We start from the raw sequence: 25,313 nt of genomic DNA, 5'->3' as shown, positions 1-25,313 counted from the left end.
AAACAAAACAACAATATATTATTCAAATGGAGGAGAGAAAAATGGGAATTAACATTAGAGCAGTAGAAATACAAGATGCTAGAGAAATTCATCGTATATGCATACAAGATGATGTTTTACCTTATATGGTTTTCTTACCTAGTATGCGTGTAGATGCGATGGAAAATAGAATTCGTAATTTAGCGCCAAATCAATTTGAATTTGTTGCAGAGTATGATGGAAAAGTTGTCGGATTTGTTGGATTAACCCAAAGCCCAGGACGTAGATCTCATTCGGGGGATTTGTTTATGGGGGTAGATAGTAAATATCATAATAAAGGCATTGGGAAAGCACTTCTTACAAAAATGCTTGATTTGGCTGATAATTGGTTAATGTTAGAGCGAGTAGAGCTTGGTGTTTTAGCAACGAATCCTAAAGCGAAATCGCTATATGAAAAATTTGGATTTGTAGAAGAGGGAATAAAAGTAGGGAATTTGAAGGCTCACGGAAAGTTTATTAATGAAATTATGATGAGTCGTTTTAGACCTGATGGTTTAATCATACATAATGGATAGTGAAAAGCATGACATTATACTGTCATGCTTTTTATTTGTTAGTTGTTGTTAGGCAGTTTTGGTTGCACTAAAAATAATGCTAAGCCAATAAAAATAACTGTAATGCCTAGTCCTTGTTGTAAAGAAATAGTCTCATTTAATATAAAGTACGCTAGTATACAAGTTCCAATCGTTTCTCCTAAAATGCTCATAGAGATAACTGTAGCACTCATCCATTTTAATAACCAATTGAATATTGTTTGACCTAAAATCGTAGCAATGAAAGCTAAGCCAATAAAGCACAACCAAGTTTGTGTAGAGTAATGGATGAAAGATTCTTGCTGCATGTAGGCAAATATACCGAGAAAACAGGCGCTACTTCCATAACTAATTACCGAATACGGTATAAGTGATAAATCTTTACGAACATGTTGGCTAATGAAAAAATAAGCGGTAATAATTCCGGCCGCAATAAATGCTAAAATATCTCCGTATAATGCTTCTCCGCTAATTTGGAAGTCTTGCCATCCGATGACGATACTTCCTGAAATAGCGATGAGGCAACCAATAACCGCTCCTTTCGTAAATCTCTCTTTAAATAGAAAGTAACCACCAATCATTGAAAATAAAGGTTGTAACGTTACGATAACTGTAGAACTCGCTACAGAAGTATATTGTAATGATTCAAACCATAGTACATAATGTGCAGCTAAAAATAGCCCGGATATGAATCCGAATCCCCATTGTCTTCTTGTTACTGTTTTTAGCTCGTTTCGATTATTTTTATTAAATAGTAATAACGGTAATAGAATCAGTGCAGCAAAGAATAAACGGTAAAAAGCAATGATAGCCGCAGGAGCATCTGCCAATTTTACGAAAATTGCTGAAGTTGATAGGGCGAATACGCCGAAAAATAAGATGCAATATGAAAGAATAGGTGATTTCACAGTTTGTCCCTCCGATAGGTTGTTTATTATAATGAACTAAATACGATATAATGTACAAAGGTAAGTATATAAGTCCCAGAGACGATAGGAAAGGATTATTTGCCTTTGTTTAGTATGTCAGCACAAAGACAATGAAACATGCAATATGATGGACGAAAGGAAGTTTTTACTATGATACATGATAGACTCGGACAAACTGTATTAAGTTATCGTAAGAAAAATAATATGACAATTCGGGAATTTGCTGATTATGCAGGGATTAGTACTTCACTAATTAGTCAAATTGAACGAGGATATGCGAATCCTTCTTTAAGTGTATTGGAATTAATTGCGAAAGCATTAAATGTACCACTATTTACACTTTTTATTAATGAAATTGATACAGATTCACTCATTTCTAAGAAAAAAGATCGAAAAAAAGTATATCGGGAGAACAATGATCACATTGTATATGATGTATTAACACCGGATTTTATGAAAGCACGTATTGAAATGTTAATAATGGATTTAAATAAACAAGCAAGCACAACGGAAAGTTATTATTCACATGAAGATAAAGAAGAGATTGCTGTTGTTATGAAAGGAGAAGTGTATGTGGAGTTAGAAGGAAAAGAATATTTTTTAGAAGAAGGTGATGTTGTACGTATTCCGCCAAATGTGAAACATCGTTTTTTGAATAAAAGTGATGTTTCCAATCATATTTTATTTGTATTGACGCCATCTTTAGGATGAGTATAAAGTGATTTTTATTATGGGGGATAAAAAGATGGAAAATAAAACTGTTTTAAGAGATGGTCTTTCAATTATTTCTCAGTGTAAAAAACAAACAAATGATATTTGGCATGCGCATTTCGGAGCAGCTGCAATTGCTAGTTATTTTTTTATGAAAGATAACAATATGGAAGAAGAGATCGCTCATTGTATGTATTCCCAAACAAAAATGATGTTGAACAATCAAAACTTAGGTGAAATCATCGATAGTAAAGAAGAAATTGATTTTCAAAGTGCTGAAAAAATGATTATAAAATCATTGGAACATACAATTGATGAACTTCATTGGGTGGGGCATAATGTCATTTATGCTGCATTAAGTTTATTAGCTATGAAAGAGTTACAAAAATGGGGTGATAATCAAGCAATTGAAGGGATTACTAACCTTATATTATCGTTTCGAAAAACAATTCCTGGTAGATCGTGGATTGGTTTTACGACGAAGGAAGTAAAACAATTAAGTATAAACGATGAGATAGAAAGTGAATTCAAAAATCCGAAACAATTATCTAAGTTTATTTTAAAGGAGCTCTCGCAATTTAATATTATTTATAGAGCGGAATCGCATCATGATTTAATTGGTCATTTACTTACTTTTTCTCATGCAATTAATATTATGTATGACTTAGGGCATATAGATATATTCCATCGAGCGATACGGCCACTGTTAAAACTAGTATACGTGTTACGTGCTAGCCAAAATCTGATGCCGAATACTGAAATTAACTTGCACTCACCTATAGATCGTTTACCTTTAATCGAATCAAAACGTGCTCATGTATTACCAACAGAAAATCAATTTTGGCTAAAAGACTATAGTGCGTTTAATTGGGATTTTGGGCATGTTTTTAAATTCTCATATAGTTATTTTGATCATATAAAGAGAGTTCCGGAATATAAAGATATTACATTAGATAAATTCCGATTTCTTATTAATACGTAATGAAGTCTAATGATCTGTATAAAGGGTTAAATTTAAAATTTTATGTTGATAGTATATTATTTTTATATTTGTAAGATTTTACATGCTTATTTTACTTTTACTAATTATGTAAATAGGCTATACTAAAATACATATATTTTAGTATTGGAGAGAGAAGTAAAACGACATGGAATTAGTAAAATTGGAAAAAGCAATTGAAATAAAGAAAGAAGAACTTTTATATTTAGTATCGGATTACGGAATTCAACATGAAAAAGTATTGGCATTAAGTCAAGAAATAGACAAATTGATTAATTACTTTATGTTTTTAAAATAAAAAGAACTATGGCATGATTTGAAAATGTTATAGTTCTTTTTTATTTGGAAATTCAGATGTATATTCTATATACTGGTAATAGATAGAATATTCTGTTTTGTAGGAGGGGGATATATGATATTACATACGCACATTTCAGGCGAAGGGGAACCAATTATGCTTTTACACTCTGGTGGTATGACGGGTTTAGTAGAGTATGAAGAGCAGGTAGCATTTTTTCGAGAAAAAAACTATGAAGTCATTCGTCCAGATTTAAGAGGGCATGGAAAATCAGGGGGGACATTGGAGAATTATTTCCTACGTTCTGTAAAGGATTTACATGATACGTTAGTGCATTTACAAATTGATAGATGTCATATAGCTGGTGTTTCCCTAGGAGGGTTAGTCGCTTTATTATTTGCAAAAAAATATCCGGATAAAGTGAGAACATTAACTTTTTCTGGTATCTTTCCGCTTAGGAGAGAAAATTGGGAGGAGTCTCAGGAGTATGAAGCGAAGTGCCATCAGCAATTGATAGAAAATGAAGAAGTTGTAACTTATATGAATCAAATTCATAAAAAAAGTGATTGGAAAGCATTGCTTGAATCGTGGCAAGTTAAAGATTGGTACCCATTCGATGAAACTGGTGATGTAGCTAATCTTCAAGTACCTACACTTTGTATTGCAGGGGGAGATTCGGAAGATGAAGTTACAGCTGCTACAACATTTAAACAATTAAACGACAATATACATATTGCTGTTATTCCGTTTGCTGGTCATTTAGTGCACAATGATCAACCGGAAATATATTCGAATATATTGTCTAATTTCTTACAGAATGCACAAGCTGCTAGTCGAATATAAGGACTTTTGGGTATAATAATAAAGGAATTATTAATTGTATCGGTTAGGAGCGCAGCACATATGAAAACAGTTGTTGTTATCGGTGGAGGTATAACGGGACTTTCTACTATGTTTTATTTAGAAAAATTAAAAAAGGATAATAATATCGATTTAAATTTAATCCTTGTAGAAAAAGAAGAGTACTTAGGTGGTAAAATCCATAGTGTAGAAGAAAAGGATTTTATTATGGAATCAGGAGCGGATTCTATCGTTGCTCGTAATGAACATGTTATGCCGCTAGTAAAAGATTTAAATCTAGAAGAAGAAATGGTATATAACGAAACGGGTATTTCTTACATATATTCTGATAATACTTTACACCCAATTCCATCTGACACTATATTTGGGATACCGATGAGTGTGGAGTCTTTGTTTAGCAGTACGCTAGTATCAACGAAAGGGAAAATTGTTGCTTTAAAAGATTTTATAACGAAAAATAAAGAGTTTACAAAAGATACTTCGCTTGCTGTATTTTTAGAAAGTTTTTTAGGGAAAGAGTTAGTGGAAAAACAAATTGCTCCGGTGCTTTCAGGAGTATATTCCGGTAAATTAAATGAGCTTACTATGGCATCGACATTACCGTATTTACTGGATTATAAAAATAAATATGGAAGTATTATTAAAGGTTTTGAAGAGAATAAAAAACAGTTTCAATCAGCAGGAAACAAAAAGTTCGTATCATTTAAAGGTGGACTATCTACGATTATTGATCGTTTAGAAGAAATGCTGACTGAGACAGTCGTTAAGAAAGGCGCTGTAACGACTGCTGTAAGGAAACAAGGTGATCGCTATGAAATCTCCTTTGCAAATCATGAATCAATCCAAGCTGATTATGTTGTTTTAGCAGCTCCGCATGATATCGCACAAACTTTATTACAGTCTAATGAGTTAAACGAGCAGTTTCATACATTTAAAAACGCATCTCTTATAAGTATTTACTTAGGATTTGATGTACTTGATGAACAATTACCGGCGGACGGCACAGGATTTATCGTAACGGAAAACAGCGATTTACATTGTGATGCGTGTACATGGACAAGCCGGAAGTGGAAGCATACATCGGGAAAACAAAAGCTATTAGTAAGAATGTTTTATAAGAGTACAAATCCAGTATATGAAACGATTAAAAATTATAGTGAAGAAGAATTGGTACAAGTCGCTTTATTTGATATTGAAAAGAGTCTCGGAATTAAAGGCGAACCAGAAGTAGTTGAAGTTACAAATTGGAAAGATTTAATGCCGAAATATCATTTAGAACATAATCAAGCGGTTCAAACATTACAAGAAAAAATGACGGATTTTTATCCTAATGTATATTTAGCTGGTGCCTCATATTACGGTGTCGGAATTGGTGCGTGTATTGGAAATGGAAAGAACATTGCAAATGAAATAATTGCAACATTAAATGAACCGTCAAAATAGAATACATATATAAATAAAACGTCCCTCCAGTATATTGGAGGGACGTTTTATTTATTTCACTTGAATTGAGATTTTTTTATTAGTTGTATTATTCTCAGTAATCGTTAATGTTATGTTCCCGGATTCTTTAAATGAATAGGATGAGAGTTGATAAAGCTCTTTTATGCCATGTGTCTCTTTTAATTTATTGGCTGCAAGTGATGTTATGTTCGGTTTCCATGATTCTTGTTTACCTGAAGGGTATTTTACTATTATTTCTGGATTATTTAATTGCATTGTTTCCCAAGAGGCAAAATGTAGTTCAACTTCTGTATCTTTTTTTAGTAATACTTCTGAGAAATATCCAAGCTCCCCAACATTACCGAAAACAGTAAAGTTTTGATTTTGTAACGTGATATCTAAATGTTTAGGTTGATAGGTTGCTGCGTGAAAGATTCCATATGAAAGAGAAAGAGTGGCAGCGATTAACATGCCAATTGAAAATGTCTTAAAGCTATTGCCTTTAAAACTAGTCATCATGAATGAGTTTGGAACGAATTTTTTTGCAAATAAAAAAATGAGTAATATGAGTAAGAGGGATAAGCCGATGAATATATACATAGAACATTTACACCTCCACAGTAAAATATAATATTAACTACATTTTACCATAAATGTATGTATAAGGTGTTGTTTTAGAAGGGAAAAGTGAGCACGGAATCGAATTTATAAGACGTATTATTAAGGGCGGGGTGATGGAGATGAAAATAATACAATTAATTATAAAACTAGAGCATAAAGAGGTGATCATAGTATTTTGATCACCTCTTTATTTTTTCTAATCATGCAAAAGCAAGAAGGGTTATTTTTAGTTCGTATTGAATTAAGAGGATAAGCTTCTCTAGAAATATTTGATAAATGGGACATTGAGGACTTTCCTAATTATAAATACTTTTTCTGCTATAATGAATGAGTAGAAAGAAAGGAGTGATCCTATGGCGTTTCCTATATTAGAAACAGAACGTTTGCGTTTAGTTGAAATAGAACAATCTTATTGTCAAAAAATATATGAAATCTTTTCATTGGATGAAGTAACGTGTTATTACGGTATGAATTCTTTTACGGAGTTTGGACAAGCTTCACGTATGATTGAATCTTTTTCAAAAAATTACTTTGAGAAAAAGGCAATACGATGGGGGATTGTATTAAAAGAAACAAATACTTTAGTGGGTACAATTGGATTAAATAATTTACAACTATGGAGTAAACGATCTGAAATTGGATATGACTTACATCCTCGTTATTGGGGGAATGGTTATGCCTCAGAAGCGGCTCGAGAAATTATTCATTATGGATTTCGAGATTTAGGCTTATTTAGAATTGGAGCTATTACATACCCTGAAAATGTTACTTCTTGTAAAATGTTATCTAAAATAGGCTTTCATAAGGAAGGAATATTACGTGGATATATTCATCAAGGAAATAAGCAACATGATGCACTATTGTATTCTATAGTTCGAACGGATGTAGAGGATATAAAGTTATAATAAAAAACCCCTCTTATAAAAGAGGGGTTAAGTAAAAATTAACCTATTTTAGGTAATAAACGTTCTCCGCTTTTCATGCTACTTTTACATAAAGGGCATTTAGGCTCTTCTTCAAATGAAAAGTTCTTTCTCATCCATCCTAAACAATCCTCTGATTCACATTCCCAGACAGGGGTTTGTTCTGGTGGTACTTCAGCTACATCGTTCTTTCGATTGCGATACATATAACCACTCCTTTTATGTAAAAAATTTTAGTTATATATTAAAAAGGTTGTTAACCGAGCTGGTAACAACCTCTTTATTGTTTGAATTATAGCTTTACAACGTTTTTAGCTTGAGGTCCACGGTTACCGTCTTCAACTTCGAAGCTAACTTCTTGACCTTCGTCAAGAGACTTGAAGCCGTCGCCAGTGATAGCTGAGAAGTGAACGAATACGTCGTTACCGTCTGCAACTTCGATGAAACCGAAACCTTTTTCGCTGTTAAACCATTTTACTTTACCTGTTAATGTCATGGTAATGCCTCCTAAAATTTAAAAAGATTACAATATGATCGGCCTTATTTGAATGAAAAATAAAAGTTCACATATTATCAAACACCCATAAGGAGTACAAAATAATCCTGATTGATACTTGATAATATGCAAAGGAAATATGGTGTTAAATTGACCTTAATTACTATTTTACAACAAATGGTGGGAAATAGCAAGTGCTGGTAATACCAGTGTGCAATAGGATGGAGATAATGGGAAAAGACACAAAGACATCTCTTTTATTTATATATTATTCCTAATTTTGGTTTATGCTAAACTGAGAACTTTTTTTATTGAATATTTGTATTAGGAAAACGGTTTATAGTATAAGAATAGTGCTGATGTATTTGTTAAGGAGGCGAGAATATTGCAATTTACTCAATTTAAAATAATTGAAGCAGCCAAAGAAGGAAGAAGAAAAATTCATTCAGTATTCGCTGTTATACTTGCAATTGTATTTTTAACTTTAGGTGAATTGTTCATGTTATTTATGTTGTTTTTACCGAAAGCAGAAACACTTTTAATGAAGGCAATTCATAGTGATATTGAGATGATATTGACGTTTGGCGGAGCTGTATTTTTTGTTTTTTTATGGGTTAGATTTGTAGAGAAAAGATCAATTTCATCCATTGGGTTTTGGAGAAATCAGTGGATAAGAAAATATTTGAAAGGTGGATTATTAGGGTTTGTTTTCATTTCAATACCAGTCATGCTACTTTTATTAACAGGAATTGTACAACTACAAATGCAACAAATTACGCCAACCGCTATACTTGGAATTGTAGGATCTTTAGTTGCTTTTTTAATACAAGGTGCAACAGAAGAAATTGTTGTTCGAGGTTGGTTATTTCCGGTCCTTTCTGTTAGAAGTCGTATATGGATTGGGATTGTTGTAACTTCTTTTTTATTTGGTTTTCTTCATTTACTAAATCCAGGTATTACAATTCTTTCAATATCGAATATAATATTAGTTGGTGTATTTGCAGCTTTTTACGCTTTAAAGGACAGTAGTCTTTGGGGGATATGCGCGTGGCATTCGTTGTGGAATTGGGCACAGTTTAATATTTATGGTTTTGCAGTAAGTGGAATGGCAATGTATTCTACACCACTTTTTAAACCTGTAACAAAAGGATCGGAAGTCCTTCATGGGGGCTCGTTCGGTATTGAGGGGAGTATCATTACAACAATCATGCTTTCTATCGCTTCCATTGTTTTATGGAGACAGTTATGGGGAAAAAATGCGAAGCAAAGAGATTTAAGTTAATGAAAGTGGGAGAAACTATGGGGATTATAGCGTTTGAGGGAGCAAGTGCGGTTGGTAAGAGTAGCACGTGTCGTGAATTAGAAAAAAATTATGGTGCGTATATTATACCTGAAGTGAATGTTTTATTTGAAAGACCAAAAAACGAACATAGAACATGGTATTTTGAAAAACAAGTAGAGCGCTGGAAAATAGCAGTGCAGAAGTCTGAGCAATATGAATTAGTAATACTTGATGGTGATATTTATCAGCCACTTAGTTATAATTGGTGTTTCCATTTTGATATATTTAATCAGCCATTATCTTTAATAGAAAACTTTTATAAAGAAAAACTGATCAATAAGGAAATTGGTTTTCCTGATCAATATTTTTATTTATATACGAATGATGAAGAACTTAGAAAACGGAAAGAATCTGACGAGACAAAAAGAAGAAGAAACTTTGAAAAACATTTACATATATCAAAATCGTTTCAACGTTATTATGAAAATTTAAATACGGTTACAGACGGGTACTGCAAAATGATTGAAGCAAAAAGTGTAAAATCGAATGAACTAGAAATTGTGAAAAGTGTAAACAGTTTAAATGTGTGTGAAGAGAGACGTTTTGATGTTTCGAGGTTAGATGCGATTACGAAGTGGTTAAAAGAACATCGTGCATAAAAACAACGAGTGCCTTATAAGGTACTCGTTGTTTTTTTATGTATTATATATTGATTTTAAAATTTGTAAGTTTGCTTTTTCATTTTTCTTAATAGCATTTGCATATTTAGCTAGAAAGAGCTGAGAAGGATAAACCGGTAGTTCACCACAAATGTCGATACCATAGACATTTTTATTCCTAATAAGAGAATGTAAACATTTTAATAGTGTAGAAAGTTTCATATGTCCTTGATCCCAATTTGTAATAGTTACTTTTGAATCTAAAACATCTTTATCAATGCTTACATATATAGTATCTGTATGAATATGCGAAAGTATCGTATGTGTAGATACTTCATAAGTTGTATCTATCGGGAATACTTCTACGCATGAATAATCATTAGAATGAATGGTTAAAGAAGAAGGTCCGATAATAATTACTTTCTTTAATTTCGGGTTATTTTGAAGTGCGAATGATACCCATGAACCGCAAGAAATAAGAGTATGTTCATTTTCTTCTTTTAAGTTCATGTCAGTGTGATGATCAAATAAAATAAGGCTAAATGGTTCATCTATTTCTTTTAGTAGCAAATAAGATACATAATGATAATTTCCAGAACCGAGAAAGGTGATTCCTCTTTGCTTTCTACGATATAATTCCCGTTTTATACGCTTAAAAGAAGGAGTCTCGCAATACAGGTTTGCGTGCTCTAAATGACTAAAATCAATATCTTCATGTGAATAAGAATGAAGTTTATTTTGTAATAAATATGTATCGTCAAAGTTTAAAAAAGTTAAACCGCTATACAATAAACTCATATTTATTCATCTCCTTTATAGGTAGGCTAGCATATATTTTTATAAAATTAAACCGAAATGCTTAGAGATGGATCTGCATTTGAAAAAGATCGAGTTTTTTGACAGAATAATCTTTCAATTTATAAAGAAAAGAAATACAATATAAGGAAATATACATGTGGTTCAAGAAATAGAAAATATGAATGGGATATGTGGGAGGAAACAAGCAATATGAAAACATTTTTTAAAATAATAGGTATTTTAGCTGGTATGGCGGTAATCGGCGTAGGTTTAACATATGGTATGCTGTATTATCTAAATAATAGTAAACCAGCTGCGAAAAAGGCATCACCAGCTGCTCCGGCAGCAGAAGTACTAGCGGATAGTAAAGTAAAAGCTGAAGATGCAAAGCTTTTAGAAAATGGCAATCATTCATTACCAAATAGCGGTTTTAATAAAAATTTTAAATGGACAGATGAGAACATACAGACAGCATTACATGAAATGGCACATCAAAAAACGAAAGCTGATCAAAAGTGGGGCTATATTTTTATCACACAAGAACGAATTGAAAGTTTACTTGATATTGTAAAGAGTAATGATCTAGTACAAGGAAATACATATGCAGATATTTTAGAGAGATGGAAACAAGGAAAATATGAAAAGATGGACGCGGATCACAATAAGATTTGGAAATTACAAAGCGGGAATTTAGGCGAAGGAAAAGGAGTAATGTCAGAGGCGGAACAAAAAGAGTTAATTAATCAAGTGTTTATACAAAAAGGTACTTATTCAGGCAGTAAATTAATTGCAGATGGGGGACAGACTAATAAATAAGATAATATTGGAAGAGAGTAAGTGCTTATTAGGCAGTTACTCTTTTTTTGTGCACCTTTTAGTCCCGCTCTAGTAAGGAAAGAAACGATTGTAAAACGGGTGAAATCCATCTAGATTTATGATAAATTACATGGCTTTGAATAACTGCTGGAGTTTCGATAGGCTGAAAACAGAGTTGCTCTTTTTGACAACTTTCTTGTACAACGATGTAAGGAAGAATTGAAATTCCTAACTCACACATCACAGATTGTTTAATGACTTCAACGTTGGAAGTTTCAAATGTTTTAGCTGGAATATTTCCGCTTTGACGTAAAAACCGATCTACCATCTGTCTATAGCCGCAGCTTTGTTCTGTAAAGATAAATTGAGTATCATTTAGTAAACAAAATGGATTAGAGTGTGTAGAGTAATGGGGAGGTAAAATCCATCCAAATGCTTCATTACAAAAAGTACGCGTAATAAAATCATTATGTTCCATACTTTCTCCAATTATGAAAATAACATCTGATTCTCCTTCACGTAGCTTATTCATTGCTTGTTCGTTTGTAGTTGTTTCCAGTACGATATTTACTTTCGGATTCTCCTGTTTGTACATACGTAATAATTGTGGTAATCGGTACACTGCTAATGATTCGTTAGATGTAATCGTTAATGTTCCCTCTAAATCATCACTATTTTGAGGGATTTCTTGCGCTTTTTCATAAATAGCTAGTAATTCTAGAGCATAAGGATGAAATTGATAACCTGCTTTTGTAAGAAGTACTTTTTTCCCTAATCGATCGAAAAGAGGGAGATGTAAATCGTTTTCTAATGCTTTCATATGCGCTGTTACAGTAGATTGCGCATAACCTAACGCATGAGCAGCTTTAGAAAAACCACCATATTTAACAATCGCACAAAATGTTTTAACGTGTCTCATTTCCATAAGCAATCCCTCTTTTATTATCATGATTTGTGAATGATTATATCACGTATTTCAATTTTCCAAATGGTTAAATTCTTTATAAAATGAAATTGTAGAAATATTCATTTAAGTGATATTGGAGGAGAAAAGATGATCAAAAAGGGCTATCATGTAGCTGTAGTTGGGGCTACAGGTGCAGTCGGACAGAAAATTATTGAACTGTTAGAGAAAGAAACTCAATTTAATATAGTTGAAGTTACATTGCTTTCGTCAAAACGATCCGCTGGTAAAGTAGTGCGATTTAAAGGACGGGAGATAATAATAAAAGAGGCAAAAACAACTAGCTTTGAAGGTGTAGATATTGCCTTTTTTAGCGCTGGAGGAGAAGTTTCTAGACAATTTGTCAATCACGCGGTCTCTAGTGGTGCTATCGTAATTGACAACACGAGTGAATACCGAATGGTACATGATGTACCGCTCGTTGTTCCAGAAGTAAATGCGCACACTTTAAAGAAGCATAAAGGGATCATTGCAGTTCCGAATTGTTCAGCATTACAGATGGTGACGGCACTTCAGCCAATTCGAAAAGCATTCGGATTGGAACGAATTATTGTTTCCACATACCAAGCTGTATCAGGTTCAGGAATTCATGCGATTCAGGAATTAAAAGAACAGACTAAGTCAATGCTTGCAGATGAAGAGGTTAAGGGTACGATATTACCTGTGAAAAAAGATAAAAAGCATTATCCAATTGCGTTTAATGTACTGCCTCAAGTAGATATATTTACAGATAATGATTTTACATTTGAAGAAGTAAAAATGATTCAAGAAACGAAGAAAATTTTAGAAGATCTCAATTTAAAAATGGCAGCTACTTGTGTGCGTGTTCCAGTTGTTTCAGGGCATTCAGAATCGGTTTATATTGAACTTGAAAAAGAAGCGACTGTTGCAGAAATAAGAGAAGTGTTGCTGGATGCACCAGGTGTTATACTGCAAGATAATCCTAGTGAACAGCTGTACCCAATGCCATTATATGCAGAAGGGAAAATAGATACATTTGTCGGGAGAATTAGAAAAGACCCTGATACACCAAAAGGATTCCATCTTTGGATTGTTTCCGATAATTTATTAAAAGGGGCCGCTTGGAACTCGGTTCAAATTGCAGAAACGTTGGTGGAGGAAGGGATAATATAGTATAGGTAAATTAGGAAACTGTTAATGATTACAGTTTCCTAATTTTTATTTTATAATTGTTTTCTTTATTCCAGCCAAATTTGATTTGAAAGACAGTAAAAAACATCAAGAATGAATAAAATCCTTTTAGTATGATATGGATATAATCAATGAGAGGGGGAAATATGATGTATGAAGTAAAGGGGTACTTTTCATCATTAAAAGGAAGTCATTATGATATTGGAAGGCAACAAGGAGAGTTTGTGAAAAGTCATCCGTATCTCATTCCACAATTTATACAACAAGAACATTTAGTATCAGATAATTATTGGACAGAATCTAGAAATATATTAAATCAATATTGTCCAGGAATTAATGAAGAAATTGACGGGTTTTGTGAAGTGTTGAAAATTCCTGCTAGAAATATGATGTATTATTATCAAACACTATTAAAAGCAGGATGTAGTCATTGTGTCGTATTACCTAAAAAGACAGATTCAAAGCACACATATGTATTAAGAAATTATGATTTGTCACCAAAAATAGATGATATGCGTTTTTGCTCTACACATGTTGAAGGCGCGTATGCCCATAGTGGATTTTCTACTTTTTATTTTGGTCGAACTGAAGGTGTTAATGAGCATGGGTTAGCTGTTACATTTTCAGCATGTGGTCAACCAGTAGGGAGTATTGAAGGCTTACGAAAGCCGGTGTTAAATGGTTTACAATGTTTTGCGGTAATTCGAGTATTATTGGAGAAATGTAAAAATGTGCAGGAGGCGATATCACTAGTTGATGAAATGCCAATTGCAAGTAATATTAATCTAATTGTAGCAGATCCTTTAGACGCAGCGCGTATTGAAATATTTGACGGTTTTAAATCAATAACCACAATTGATGAGGAAAGCCATGATTTTATCGTATCAACAAACCATGCGATTAGTTTACCTATTCAAAAATTGAATAATAGAAGATTAGAACAATCCACAAACAGATATCACACATTGTATGAATATTTAAATCAAAATGAACTAGTGAGCATGAAGTCTTTAAAAGGATTAGTAGAAAAAGAGTATCCTACTGGGCTGACAGTACATAATTATGAAGAATGGTTTGGAACTTTGCATTCTGTCTTATTTGATTTGCATAACCGTACAATGAATATTTGCTTCGGATCTCCAATATTCAACGACTGGTACTCATTGAAAATTGGAGAGAGCCTATCCTTTTCTAAGGTGAATGTGAAATTTAATAATAAAACGTATACTAACTTTTGGAAAGAAGAACGCTATTAATTGATTCAAGAAGAATAAATGAGATAAAATGGTAATAGTAAGGTGTATATACGGGAGGGATTGCCATTGCTAAAAGTAATATTACCGATTGTTCTTATCTTATTTGTTGCCGTTTCAATGTATATTACTTATGAAAAAAGAAAAAAAGCAGGGGTAAAAGGATTGAAGAGTGCGTTAACTTCAATTTGTTTCTTTACACTAGCAATCTTAAATTTGCTTGCATATTGGTTTAACTTTGGCGGTATTTTTATTTGGTTCATTTCAATTGTTTTATTACTAGTGGGGGCATATTTTACGAAATATATTCCAATATCTAAAAAGGTACATTGAAATTTATTTGAGTTTAAAAGTTATGTTGTATTTTGTTTTGAAAAGAGATTATTCTACTAGAGCGTTGTGAAACGGTTTTATAGGATAATCTCTTTTGTTCGTTTAGCTTTGTAAAGAACGTACTGTTCTTTTTAGTTGTTCAATAAATTCTCGAGTTGCAGCACACATATATTTATCATTTCTATAAATAAGCCCAATTTCTATTGTTGGGGTAGGATCTTCTATTTTAATTGCTTGAATGTTTTTATTTTGTAAAAATTCTATATACGGTTTTGGTAACACTGTAATTCCCATTCCTTTTGAAACCATTTGGATTAAAGATTCCATCGTACTAATTTCTAAAATTGGTTTTGGTTTAAAGTTAAATTTTTGACAATAAGATGTAATTAGTTCGGTTAAAAAGAAATTTTTAGGTAAAAGAATTAAAGGGTAGTTCTGTAATTCAGCAATAGATACATGATTACGTTCAGCTAATTGATGATCGGTTGGTACGACTAATGTAAGTTCACTTTTGTATAGAGGGATAGAAATAATCTCCTTATCTTGCACCGGGAGAAATGTAATGCCAATATCAAGTTCGTTTTGTAATAATTTTTCGCGAATATCTCCTGTACGAAGCCCTAATACAGAGAGTTCTATATTAGGATATAATTGATTAAAATTTAAAATAGCGGGTGGTAGTAAATAATTTACGACGGTTAACAATGATCCTATTGTTAAGGAACCTTGTTGTAACCCGTTTAAATCTTGAATAGCAGAACGAGCTTGTTCGACTTCATGAAAAATGGTTTTACTATGTAATAATAAAATCCTTCCTGCGTTAGTTAAAGATATTTTTTTACCAATGCGATCGAAAAGTGGCATTCCAACTTCATGTTCTAATGCACGTATTTGCTGACTTAGTGAAGGCTGTGAAATATTTAATTTCTCAGCTGCTTTTGTGAAATGTAATTCTTTTGTAACAGCTAAAAAATATTCAAGTTGTCGTAATTCGATTGGGACCACCTCAAGTTTGATGATAGGTTATACCTATCATTATTATATAAATAATTGGATTGAACAATGATTTTGTTGAGCTTATAATCACTTTATTAGAGAGGGATTGAAAAGTTTTTGAAGTAAGGATAGATAAGTATCGGAGCAAGGATATTTGAGTGGTTATTACATTTGCTGATCTTTTGTCATTTTAAATGAAAAATAGACAGAGAGTTTGAAAGTATAAATTAATCTATTGAAAAATTTTGGGGTAAGTAAGAGGAGCAATTAAGATGAATAAAGTATATGAGGTACTATCTTTAAATATAGGGTTACCAAAAGAGGTTACATACGGCGGAAAGGTAATTCATACAGGTATAAATAAGAATCAAGTAAGGGAACCAGTGTTTTTATCCTTTTTAAAATTTAATGGAGATGGGCAAGCGGACTTAGTTCATCATGGCGGAGTAGATAAAGCAGTTTGTGTGTATTCTGGAGAACATTATAGATACTGGGAAAAAGAGTTGAATGAAGACCTTGTATATGGAGCATTCGGAGAAAATATAACAATTAGTCGTATGTGTGAAGAGGATGTTTGTATAGGTGATACATTTCAAATTGGAGAAGCGATTGTCCAAGTGACGCAACCAAGACAACCTTGTTTTAAATTAGCTAAGAAATACAATATTCCAAAGTTACCACTATATTTTCAAGAAACAGGATATACAGGATTTTATTTTCGCGTATTAAAAGAAGGATGGGTATCACCTGCTGATACGTTAAAATTACTGAAGTCTGATCCAAAAGGTGTTACGGTAGCATTTGCTAATCGTATCATGCATAAAGAAAAACAAAATGTAAAAGGGCTAAAAAGGATTTTAGAAGTACAGGCACTTTCTACGAGTTGGAGAAATACATTTGAAAGGCGAATGAGGGGAGAAGAAATTAACACGCAGGAGAGACTAGAAGGAAAAAAAAATAAAAAAATATTTTTTATAAATGGTGCATTTCTATTAGTAAAAACGACTTAGAAAGCACTATTTTTATATAACAAACTTATTAATATTCAAAAATCCTAATATTATTTTATTCGACTTATTTTCGAATAGTCAAAACATAAAATAAATTAGACTTTTTTTTTATATTTTATGATAGTATATTGATTGGTAAGACCTATTACTTTAAGAGTAGGTTCTACAACTACATCTAATTTGATGGAATTAACGTATGGAGGGACAACATGGGGAATGTTGAAAATTTTGAAAAACTTCTTTTAGAAGAACCGAAAAGAGAGCAGTTATTTCCTTTATTTGAAGAAGTGTTTGGGATTACAATTCAAACATTGAATGATTTTTCAGAGAGAGGTTATTGGGATGATACATACAAAGCTTTATCATTTTTACATGACGATAAAGCAATTGCAAATGTTGCGGCATTTTCGCTACCATTGCTAGTAAATGGTGAAAGAATAAATGCAGCGGGAATTCAATCGGTAATGACACACTCTAATTTTCGTAGACAAGGACTCATGACACAATTAATGAGTAAAATGATAGAAGAAATCGATAAGAAATGTGAATGTACTTTATTGTTTACGGAAATACCTGAACTATATGCATCATTTGGGTTTAAAGTTGTGCAGGAGTATTTGATGACTATTCCATATGATAAAAAGAATAATAATGATTCTTTACTTAGAAAGTTAGATTATTATATGGAAGAGGATAGAAAGTTAATACATGAAACTATTGATAGTAGCCAAAGACTTTCAAATAATTTTGCAACATTAAACTTCCGCCCTTCGTTTTATTTGAATATGTATGACTCGGAATGGAATGAGAAATTGTATTATTCAGAGAAGCTAGATGCTCTTATTGTGTATGAAGTAGATAATGAAAAGTTGAAATTATATGGAGTGTTTGCACCAGTACTTCCAGTTTTAGATGAAATATGCGGGGAAATTGCTGAAAGATTTATAGAAATCGAATTTTACTTCTCACCAGATCAATTAGGGATTGAGGATGTACAATTTACAGAATTACAGTCAAGTAAGTGTTTAATGGTTCGAAGTAATAAAGAGTTAGATTTTAAAGGATTTAAATTCCCAGTGTTAACGGAATTTTAAATGTTTATATAGATATTTTTGAGGGGGATACAAGTATACATACTATTAAAATAGGTTTATACATATGAAGTCCACTTGAAAAAATGAATTTGAGATTGAATTTTGCAATCTAACAAATAAATAGAAAAACCGTATTCTTTCTATTTGAGAATACGGTTTTTCTATTTGCGTAATATAAAGCACATTTATTGACCGGAAAGTCATTAATGCTTATCATTTAATAATGTTAAATATTAATTTACATAATATAATAGAAGTACTGGGAAAATCAAAAATTATATGGTTTAAGTAAGGAGGGTATGAATTATTAAATGGTAATTTCATAGGAAAAAGGAGATTAAGTATGAAATCATTTCGCAAATTATTACATTATTTAAAACCATACATGTTCTTCGCTATTATTGGACCACTATTTATGGTACTTGAGGTTGCGATGGACTTAATTCAACCGACTATTATGCAACATATTATTGATGTTGGGATAGCAAATCGTGATTTGAATTATGTAATAAAAATGGGGCTTCTTATGATAGGAGCTGCAGCACTCGGTTTAGTTGGAGGACTTGGGTGTATGATGTATTCTACAAAAGCAGCTGTTAATTTCGCTACAGACATACGAAAAGATGTATTTGCGAAAGTAGAAATATTTTCTAGTGAAAATCGTGATTCATTTGGAACTGGGAAATTATTAACGATTGTGACAAATGATATTACTTCTATTCAATCGGCGATGACGATGACATTACGTGTACTTGTTCGTGGTCCTTTGTTATTTATCGGAAGTATAATAATTGTTTTTGTAACAGCACGCGAGTTATTTCCTATATTACTTGTGGTTGTTCCAATTTTATTACTTGCGATTATATTCATTGCAAGTAATGCGAGCGGAACGTTCAAAAAAGTGCAAGAAGCATTAGATAAAGTGAATACAAAGCTACAAGAAAATTTATCTGGAGTACGTGTTATTAAAGCGTATGTAAGACAAAAATATGAAATTACTCAGTTTGGAAATGTTAATACGAATTTAACGAAGATAAATATTCGAGCGGTGCAGCTTATTTCTTTAATGATGCCAATCATTATGTTAGTTGTAAGTGGCGGGATTGTCGCAACATTATGGATTGGTGGAGAAAAAGTATTTAATGGAACGCTTCAAGTAGGAGCTATTTTAGCGTTTATAAACTATTTGAATATTATTTTAATGTCACTTATGTCTATAAGTATGGTATTTATGCAAATCGCGCGAGCATTTCCATCTGCGGATCGTGTACAGCAAGTTTTAAATACTGAGGTTGATATTATGAGTGAAACAAATGCGCTTGTACCTAAGCAAATCGAGGGACATATTGACTTTAAAAATGTTAGTTATAGTTACACGAAAAATAATGAATATGTATTAAAAGATATTTCATTTAACATATGTAAAGGCGAAAAAGTAGGAATTATCGGTTCTACAGGGAGTGGTAAATCCACTTTAGCAAAACTATTACCGCGTTTATACGATGTTGATCAAGGGGAAGTATGCATTGATGGAATAAATGTTAGAGCATTCGATTTACAAAAACTTCGTGCTTCAATCGGGTTTGTACCTCAAAAGGCATTATTGTTTTCAGGTAGCATAGAAGAGAACTTACGTTATGGTAAAGAAGATGCAACGAATGACGAACTGGAAGTAGCGGCTTCATCAGCTTGTGCGACTGAGTTTATTAACAAGTTGGAAGATTCATATCAATATCATTTAACACAAGGTGCGACGAATTTATCAGGTGGACAAAAACAACGTGTATCCATTGCAAGGGCACTTGTGAGAAAGCCATCCATTCTTATATTAGATGATTCTACTTCAGCAGTTGATGCGAATTCGGAATCTAACATTCAATCGGCATTAAGAACAGAATATAAAGGAACAACAACATTATTAATTGCCTCTAAAATTTCATCAATAATAGATGCTGATAAAATTCTCGTTTTAGATAACGGTGAATTAGTTGGTGATGGTACACATGAAGAATTGTTAGAACAATGTGAGGTATATCAAGAAATCTATCTTTCCCAAGGTGGCAATTTACATAAAGAAGGTGGGAAAGAACATGCGTAATTTTCAAGGGCAATTTGCTAATAAAGGTGGGCGTAACGCGCCTAAAATGGGTGAAGCTAGAAACACTAAAGGAACTGTATTGCGAGTATGGAACTATATGGGGTATCAAAAGGCTGCTCTTACGTTCGTAATATTTTTAGTATTTGTTACGACGTTACTTGGGCTATTAGGTCCGTATTTAATGGGAGTAATTATAGATCAATATATTGTACCGAAAGATTTAAGCGGTACGGCGAGAATGTGTTTGTTACTTATCGCGATTTACGGTGTAACAGTATTGTTAACTTGGCTACAAACATTTGTCATGGTTAACGTTGCATTAAAAACAATACAAAAAATACGACAAGATATTTTTGAGAAAATCCAAACGCTTTCTTTACGGTTCTTTGATGTACGTTCTCAAGGGGATTTAATGAGCCGTGTTACAAATGATATAGATAATTTGAATCAAGCGTTGACACAAAGTGTTGTACAAATTATTTCATCAGCATTAACCTTTATAGGTGTAACGATTGCGATGTTCGCATTAGATTGGATTTTAGCGATTGTTACTTTAATTACAGTGCCTATTATGTTTTTCGTTACAAAAAAACTAGTTACTTATAGTGGTAAAAACTTTGCAAAGCGTCAACGAGATTTAGGAGAATTAAATGGTTTTATTGAGGAAGCTATAACAGGAGCGGATGTTACAACGTTATATGGGAAAGAAAAAGAAACCGTACAAAATTTCAATAAAATTAATGAACAATTAAGAGTTTCAGCTACGAAGGCGGATACATTTTCAGCTTTTATTTTTCCAAGTATGAACTTTATAAATAACTTAGGTATGGGGCTTGTAATTGGGACTGGTTCAGTTATGGTTTTAAATGGAATGACAACAGTAGGTGTCATTGCGGCTTTTATTAATTATTCTCGTCAATTCTCAAGACCACTAAGTCAATTCGCAACTTTAATGAATACAATTCAAGCGGCAGTTGCTGGTGGAGAACGTGTCTTTGAAATTATGGATGAAGTACCAGAAATTCAAAATAAAAAAGATGCGTTCGTTGTACAAAATTTACAAGGGCATGTTGCACTTGAGAATGCTTCATTTGGTTATGAGGGAAATAAAACGATTTTAAAAGAAGTGAGTCTTAAGGCGCAACCAGGGGAGACAATTGCTTTAGTTGGTCCCACTGGATCGGGTAAAACAACTATCATTAATTTGCTAACTCGCTTTTACGATATACAGCAAGGGCAAATTCATATCGATGGAAAAGATATAAAAGATTATGATATTAATTCGTTGCGAAGTAAAATAGGAGTAGTTTTACAAGATACGTACTTATTTGCAGGGACGATTATGGATAATATTCGTTATGGTCGATTAGATGCTAGTGATGATAAAGTAATCAATGCAGCTAAGGCAGCATCTGCACATTCTTTTATTAAACATTTACCGAATCAATATGAAACAAAAATTGCTTCAGAAGGATCGAATTTAAGTCAAGGACAAAAACAACTTCTTGCGATTGCGCGGGCGATTTTAGCAGATGCAGATATATTAATTCTCGACGAAGCAACATCAAATATTGATACGAGAACAGAATTGCAAATTCAAGAAGGACTAAATAATTTAATGAAAGGTCGAACAAGTTTTGTAATCGCTCATCGACTGAAAACGATTGAAAAAGCAGATCAAATCCTTGTTATAAAAGATGGAAGTATTTTGGAAAGAGGGAATCATGAATCTCTTATGGAAGATAGAGGGTTTTACTTTGACCTGTATACGAGTCAGTTTAAAATATAATAAGAACTTTGATATGGTGCGGTTTCTCTAGGAAAGAGAAACCGTATTTTTATATTTGTAAACATTATTATCCAAATAGTTGTTCACTAAATGTTTTAACTGCGTATTCTTGCATCAAAGGTAAAACATGCGTAAGGTTATGAAAACACCTTTATGACCCAATCGTTCACTTGTAATTTTCGGATGTACAAATTGTTCAAAAAAAGTGTTGCATGAGTCTGACGTAAACTATGAAATTGAATTTTTTAAATTCAGATTTCATTAAATAAGCCTTAAAAATATCATGAAACCCATTGCGACAACCCCATGTAGCTTTTTTGATGCTAACAACTCAATCACAGTCCGTAATACGCTTGACCAAGTATTGCTTTATCAGTGTGTGTTATAATTTTAGGTTATTATAATGCTTCAATTGCTTTTTTAACAATTGAGACTAATCGTTTGGAAATTGAAGTTTTTGTATTTAATAGTGAAATAATTGAACTTTGATTATACAACGGCAGTGGAACAAATAGAGCGAATGAAGACAACCTTAATGAGTGTTTCACGTTATATTTATACGTTTTAATGATTTAATAAATAATACAATTTGAATTTTATTAAAAAAAGACACTGTTTCCAGTGCCCCAACTTACTACGAGAGTTTTATGAGGAAACTTAAATAGGTGAATTTAAGTTTCTCTATAATATATGAAACTACAATTAGAAAATCACATATTTTTTAAAGGAGTTAATGGGTAATTGTACGTGTGAAAATCTTTATTAAAAATATCCTGTACTAATTGGATAGTTTCATAATCATAAAAACTATCGTATGTTGGGAGGCGTGGGAATAAAGGATCGGTAATATCAGCATCTGCAAAATCACCTCTAAAAATCGCCCTTCCCTTCTGATGATGCCATGATTTGGTTAGTATGTGTAAAGGAGAAGTTTTTAATTGATATGTTTGTTCTAAGCGCGCAATTTCAGTAGAGAAATTTTCAAGGTAGATATACTTTGTAACAAACTCCTCCTCAGTTGGTTCATATTGCTGCATTAAATGTGGATCTACTTGTTCTAAATCTTTCATTTGCGCTTTTAAATAGTAGAGGAAGATTTTAAATGAAATAGGCTTATTACAAAATTCATTACCATAATAAAAATTCCGAATAGGATTCCATGCTGGGTTTTCTATGTGAGGGGGGGCAATTAGTGAAAAGAATGAACTTACAGCTCTTGTATAGGGGTTTCTCACTAATTTATAGGAATCTTTTCCGTTTGTATATAAAGCAGCAGCTAGTTCAATAAAGTAGTCGGAGGAGTTTTTGTATATTTCATTTTCATAATTATGGATGAAGGAATCGTATTTTATGGCTTGTTTAAATAAATTTATTTGATAAAAAAACCAATGTGCAAGTGAAGTACAGCCACTTTTCTGACTCCAAAATAAAATCAAAGGGAAGTTAGAGTTAAAGTGCGGAACGCGTCCGTATTTAATAATATTTGCAAAAGACATAGTTAGCCTCCATTCAGTTATGTCAATTATTTTTAATTTATGAATAAACAACTGGGTATATGAACAAGAGAAGAGAAGTAGAAAAGATAATTTAAAACAATATAACTTTGAAATGAAAGCGTTATTTTATAGGGATATGAAAAGAGCACACAAAAAATGTGTACTCATAACAATCTAAATTATTTTAAGGACCATGATATATCATCAAGGGCTTTATAAATATAACTATACATGCGGTAAAAGAGATACTTTGGATTGTATTTTTGTTTCCAGTTTATAGTGATCACCTCTCGTTAGCAAAAACTAGCAACTTCAGTGCTAGATGGAAGAATTAATTTACGTGGAATTGTAATAATCTCAAGAGCCATCTGTGCTGAATAGAGAAGTATAGGAGTTAATTCTAAAGCGTGAGTTAATAATAATATAAAGCTTGTTAGGATAGCAAAACTCCCCCAAAAGAAACTTTTTGAAGTGTTACGGAAATCTTTTATTAAGGAAAAGAAAGAAAAAAATGCTGTAACAATGAGTATCAAAAATTTATATTTATCAGCCATTAAATCCCTCCTAAAGAACAGTAGCTTATATTATAATGTATTTTTACGTATTATAATAAAAAGATTTTGAAATAAATAGTTTAAATGCGTAAAAACCGCAACTAAAAAATATTAGTTGTGGTTTTTATTTATGAGTCCTTTGTTTTAGAAAATAGATTAGTGCCCTTATTATTGTTTGCTGGAGCTTTACTGGATATTTGACCGGACAATAAGACGAGCTTTGAATATATTAATAAAAAAGGGGATGTTGAACAATGGCTAGATATAGTTTACATGGAGGTCATAATAGTATTGTACAGGGTGCAAATTATGGGAATCGGAAAGAACATATTATGGATCGCCAAGTTAAGGATGCAGTTGTTGCTAAATTAAGAGCATTAGGGCATACAGTTTATGATGATACTGATGAAGTAGGGACAACACAAGCGCAAAATTTAAATAACATTGTATCTAAAACAAACTCACATGATGTAGACTTAGTAGTTTCATTTCATTTAAACTCATATGATACGAATGCTAATGGTGTTGAAGTACTGTATTATGACCAACAAGCTTTATCAGCAAAGATAGCAGCGCAACTTTCAAAAGATATTGGCTGGTCAAATCGTGGCGCGAAGGAGCGAAAAGACCTTTATGTATTAGCGAATACGAAAGCACCTGCAATCTTAATTGAACTTGGATTTATCGATAATGAAGCAGATATGTCAAAATGGAATCCAGATAAGATTGCAAATTCAATTGTTTATGCGTTAACAGGGCAATCTGGTGGGACAACTCCGCCATCAAAACAAAATATTATCCAATCAGGCGCTTTCTCACCGTATGAAGTTCCTGAAGCTATGCAAGCTTTAAATTCAGTTAAAATGACAGCTAAATTTATTTTACAGCCTGATGGATTAACATATTTTATTTCCGATCCAACATCAGATACGCAATTAAATGGTATGACAGGTTGGCTTGATCGTAAAGGTTGGTGGTATGAAGTTAAGTAAAGAGTTTAATTTGAGGAACAGTACGTTTAAAAAATAATTGGCGCCAAAAAGAGGATAACTTTTAATGAGTAATCCTCTTTTTAAAATTTTTATCCGAATGAATAAGAATATATACAAGACACCGCCCTAAAACTAAATAAGTGATGTATGGAGCGGAGGATTCATTGGGCATC

General features: G+C 32.4%; 27 protein-coding genes. 18 read left to right on the top strand and 9 right to left on the bottom strand.

What is annotated here, in order from left to right:
• The first annotated feature begins 26 nt into the window (after positions 1–26).
• A complete protein-coding gene (locus AC3WTA_RS03315) occupies positions 27–554 on the top strand; it encodes a GNAT family N-acetyltransferase (RefSeq protein WP_097860318.1) in 528 nt (175 codons plus the stop codon).
• A gap of 38 nt (positions 555–592) precedes the next feature.
• On the opposite strand, the gene AC3WTA_RS03310 is transcribed toward AC3WTA_RS03315, so the two are convergent.
• Entirely contained in the window at positions 593–1,480 is an 888-nt protein-coding gene (locus AC3WTA_RS03310; RefSeq protein ID WP_064470559.1) for a DMT family transporter, read from the bottom strand.
• 138 nt (positions 1,481–1,618) lie between these two features.
• Between AC3WTA_RS03310 and AC3WTA_RS03305 the strand changes: the two genes are divergently transcribed.
• From AC3WTA_RS03305 to AC3WTA_RS03285, 5 genes are all read left to right on the top strand, one after another.
• Positions 1,619–2,212, top strand: a complete 594-nt coding sequence (locus AC3WTA_RS03305) for a helix-turn-helix domain-containing protein (RefSeq protein ID WP_306667946.1) — start codon at positions 1,619–1,621, stop codon at positions 2,210–2,212.
• 34 nt (positions 2,213–2,246) lie between these two features.
• The gene (locus AC3WTA_RS03300) at positions 2,247–3,194 is read left to right on the top strand and encodes a hypothetical protein (protein WP_000428949.1); all 948 of its coding nucleotides are present in this window, start codon (positions 2,247–2,249) and stop codon (positions 3,192–3,194) included.
• 166 nt (positions 3,195–3,360) lie between these two features.
• Entirely contained in the window at positions 3,361–3,510 is a 150-nt protein-coding gene (locus AC3WTA_RS03295; RefSeq protein WP_000424360.1) for an aspartyl-phosphate phosphatase Spo0E family protein, read from the top strand.
• 114 nt (positions 3,511–3,624) lie between these two features.
• A complete protein-coding gene (locus tag AC3WTA_RS03290) occupies positions 3,625–4,353 on the top strand; it encodes an alpha/beta fold hydrolase (RefSeq protein WP_000600636.1) in 729 nt (242 codons plus the stop codon).
• A gap of 60 nt (positions 4,354–4,413) precedes the next feature.
• Positions 4,414–5,814 (top strand): protoporphyrinogen oxidase, encoded by a 1,401-nt coding sequence (locus AC3WTA_RS03285; protein WP_000860333.1) that lies wholly within the window; start codon positions 4,414–4,416, stop codon positions 5,812–5,814.
• A 51-nt stretch (positions 5,815–5,865) separates the two neighbouring features.
• Here the strand turns inward: AC3WTA_RS03285 and AC3WTA_RS03280 are convergent, their stop codons facing one another.
• A complete protein-coding gene (locus tag AC3WTA_RS03280) occupies positions 5,866–6,414 on the bottom strand; it encodes a hypothetical protein (RefSeq protein ID WP_000275253.1) in 549 nt (182 codons plus the stop codon).
• Between the two features lie 374 nt (positions 6,415–6,788).
• On the opposite strand from AC3WTA_RS03280, the gene AC3WTA_RS03275 reads away from it, so the two are divergent.
• Positions 6,789–7,340 carry a GNAT family N-acetyltransferase gene (locus tag AC3WTA_RS03275; RefSeq protein WP_000885383.1) on the top strand — a complete coding sequence of 184 codons (552 nt, stop codon included), beginning with the start codon at positions 6,789–6,791 and terminating at the stop codon, positions 7,338–7,340.
• A gap of 38 nt (positions 7,341–7,378) precedes the next feature.
• Here AC3WTA_RS03275 and AC3WTA_RS03270 read toward each other — a convergent pair whose 3' ends face one another.
• A complete protein-coding gene (locus tag AC3WTA_RS03270; RefSeq protein WP_000286202.1) occupies positions 7,379–7,564 on the bottom strand; it encodes a cold-shock protein in 186 nt (61 codons plus the stop codon).
• 86 nt (positions 7,565–7,650) lie between these two features.
• Positions 7,651–7,854: a cold-shock protein CspD gene (gene cspD / locus AC3WTA_RS03265; RefSeq protein ID WP_000176365.1), complete on the bottom strand. Its 204-nt coding sequence runs from the start codon at positions 7,852–7,854 to the stop codon at positions 7,651–7,653.
• Positions 7,855–8,239: 385 nt separating this feature from the next.
• On the opposite strand from cspD, the gene AC3WTA_RS03260 reads away from it, so the two are divergent.
• On the top strand, positions 8,240–9,136 hold the full coding sequence (locus tag AC3WTA_RS03260) for a CPBP family intramembrane glutamic endopeptidase (protein ID WP_492332819.1): 897 nt from the start codon (positions 8,240–8,242) through the stop codon (positions 9,134–9,136).
• Complete coding sequence (locus AC3WTA_RS03255; protein WP_000862571.1) at positions 9,136–9,795, top strand: nucleoside/nucleotide kinase family protein; 660 nt, start codon at positions 9,136–9,138, stop codon at positions 9,793–9,795. Before AC3WTA_RS03260 ends, AC3WTA_RS03255 begins: the two co-directional genes overlap by 1 nt.
• Before the next feature lie 36 nt (positions 9,796–9,831).
• On the opposite strand, the gene AC3WTA_RS03250 is transcribed toward AC3WTA_RS03255, so the two are convergent.
• A complete protein-coding gene (locus AC3WTA_RS03250; RefSeq protein ID WP_000055486.1) occupies positions 9,832–10,593 on the bottom strand; it encodes an arginase family protein in 762 nt (253 codons plus the stop codon).
• A gap of 189 nt (positions 10,594–10,782) precedes the next feature.
• Here AC3WTA_RS03250 and AC3WTA_RS03245 point away from each other — a divergent pair, with 189 nt between their 5' ends.
• On the top strand, positions 10,783–11,409 hold the full coding sequence (locus AC3WTA_RS03245; RefSeq protein WP_116480646.1) for a PRK06770 family protein: 627 nt from the start codon (positions 10,783–10,785) through the stop codon (positions 11,407–11,409).
• Positions 11,410–11,467: 58 nt separating this feature from the next.
• Here the strand turns inward: AC3WTA_RS03245 and AC3WTA_RS03240 are convergent, their stop codons facing one another.
• Positions 11,468–12,334: a LysR family transcriptional regulator gene (locus AC3WTA_RS03240; RefSeq protein WP_000425883.1), complete on the bottom strand. Its 867-nt coding sequence runs from the start codon at positions 12,332–12,334 to the stop codon at positions 11,468–11,470.
• A gap of 129 nt (positions 12,335–12,463) precedes the next feature.
• Between AC3WTA_RS03240 and AC3WTA_RS03235 the strand changes: the two genes are divergently transcribed.
• The 3 genes from AC3WTA_RS03235 (at position 12,464) to AC3WTA_RS03225 (ending at position 15,111) form a co-directional block, all read left to right on the top strand.
• Positions 12,464–13,507: an aspartate-semialdehyde dehydrogenase gene (locus tag AC3WTA_RS03235; protein WP_492332818.1), complete on the top strand. Its 1,044-nt coding sequence runs from the start codon at positions 12,464–12,466 to the stop codon at positions 13,505–13,507.
• 167 nt (positions 13,508–13,674) lie between these two features.
• Positions 13,675–14,781: a C45 family autoproteolytic acyltransferase/hydrolase gene (locus tag AC3WTA_RS03230; protein WP_492332817.1), complete on the top strand. Its 1,107-nt coding sequence runs from the start codon at positions 13,675–13,677 to the stop codon at positions 14,779–14,781.
• A 66-nt stretch (positions 14,782–14,847) separates the two neighbouring features.
• Positions 14,848–15,111, top strand: coding sequence for a hypothetical protein (locus tag AC3WTA_RS03225; RefSeq protein WP_000921702.1), 264 nt, complete (start codon positions 14,848–14,850; stop codon positions 15,109–15,111).
• Between the two features lie 102 nt (positions 15,112–15,213).
• On the opposite strand, the gene AC3WTA_RS03220 is transcribed toward AC3WTA_RS03225, so the two are convergent.
• The gene (locus tag AC3WTA_RS03220) at positions 15,214–16,116 is read right to left on the bottom strand and encodes a LysR family transcriptional regulator (RefSeq protein WP_000248936.1); all 903 of its coding nucleotides are present in this window, start codon (positions 16,114–16,116) and stop codon (positions 15,214–15,216) included.
• 263 nt (positions 16,117–16,379) lie between these two features.
• Between AC3WTA_RS03220 and AC3WTA_RS03215 the strand changes: the two genes are divergently transcribed.
• The 4 genes from AC3WTA_RS03215 (at position 16,380) to AC3WTA_RS03200 (ending at position 22,098) form a co-directional block, all read left to right on the top strand.
• On the top strand, positions 16,380–17,117 hold the full coding sequence (locus AC3WTA_RS03215) for an MOSC domain-containing protein (RefSeq protein ID WP_001045582.1): 738 nt from the start codon (positions 16,380–16,382) through the stop codon (positions 17,115–17,117).
• A gap of 209 nt (positions 17,118–17,326) precedes the next feature.
• A complete protein-coding gene (locus tag AC3WTA_RS03210) occupies positions 17,327–18,211 on the top strand; it encodes a GNAT family N-acetyltransferase (RefSeq protein ID WP_492332816.1) in 885 nt (294 codons plus the stop codon).
• A gap of 343 nt (positions 18,212–18,554) precedes the next feature.
• A complete protein-coding gene (locus AC3WTA_RS03205; RefSeq protein WP_070168789.1) occupies positions 18,555–20,309 on the top strand; it encodes an ABC transporter ATP-binding protein in 1,755 nt (584 codons plus the stop codon).
• Entirely contained in the window at positions 20,302–22,098 is a 1,797-nt protein-coding gene (locus tag AC3WTA_RS03200) for an ABC transporter ATP-binding protein (protein ID WP_492332815.1), read from the top strand. Before AC3WTA_RS03205 ends, AC3WTA_RS03200 begins: the two co-directional genes overlap by 8 nt.
• A 710-nt stretch (positions 22,099–22,808) precedes the next feature.
• Here the strand turns inward: AC3WTA_RS03200 and AC3WTA_RS03195 are convergent.
• Positions 22,809–23,594, bottom strand: coding sequence for a sulfotransferase family 2 domain-containing protein (locus AC3WTA_RS03195; RefSeq protein WP_000006502.1), 786 nt, complete (start codon positions 23,592–23,594; stop codon positions 22,809–22,811).
• A gap of 293 nt (positions 23,595–23,887) precedes the next feature.
• Positions 23,888–24,148 carry a hypothetical protein gene (locus AC3WTA_RS03190; RefSeq protein ID WP_000774121.1) on the bottom strand — a complete coding sequence of 87 codons (261 nt, stop codon included), beginning with the start codon at positions 24,146–24,148 and terminating at the stop codon, positions 23,888–23,890.
• Positions 24,149–24,402: 254 nt separating this feature from the next.
• Between AC3WTA_RS03190 and AC3WTA_RS03185 the strand changes: the two genes are divergently transcribed.
• A complete protein-coding gene (locus AC3WTA_RS03185; protein WP_000135308.1) occupies positions 24,403–25,140 on the top strand; it encodes an N-acetylmuramoyl-L-alanine amidase in 738 nt (245 codons plus the stop codon).
• The last annotated feature ends 173 nt before the right edge of the window (positions 25,141–25,313 follow it).

The sequence above is a fragment of the Bacillus sp. EB106-07-01-XG149 genome (genome assembly GCF_058791555.1).
The sequence above is the reverse complement of the archived record's forward strand: the minus strand, read 5'-3'. Positions and strand labels throughout refer to the sequence as shown.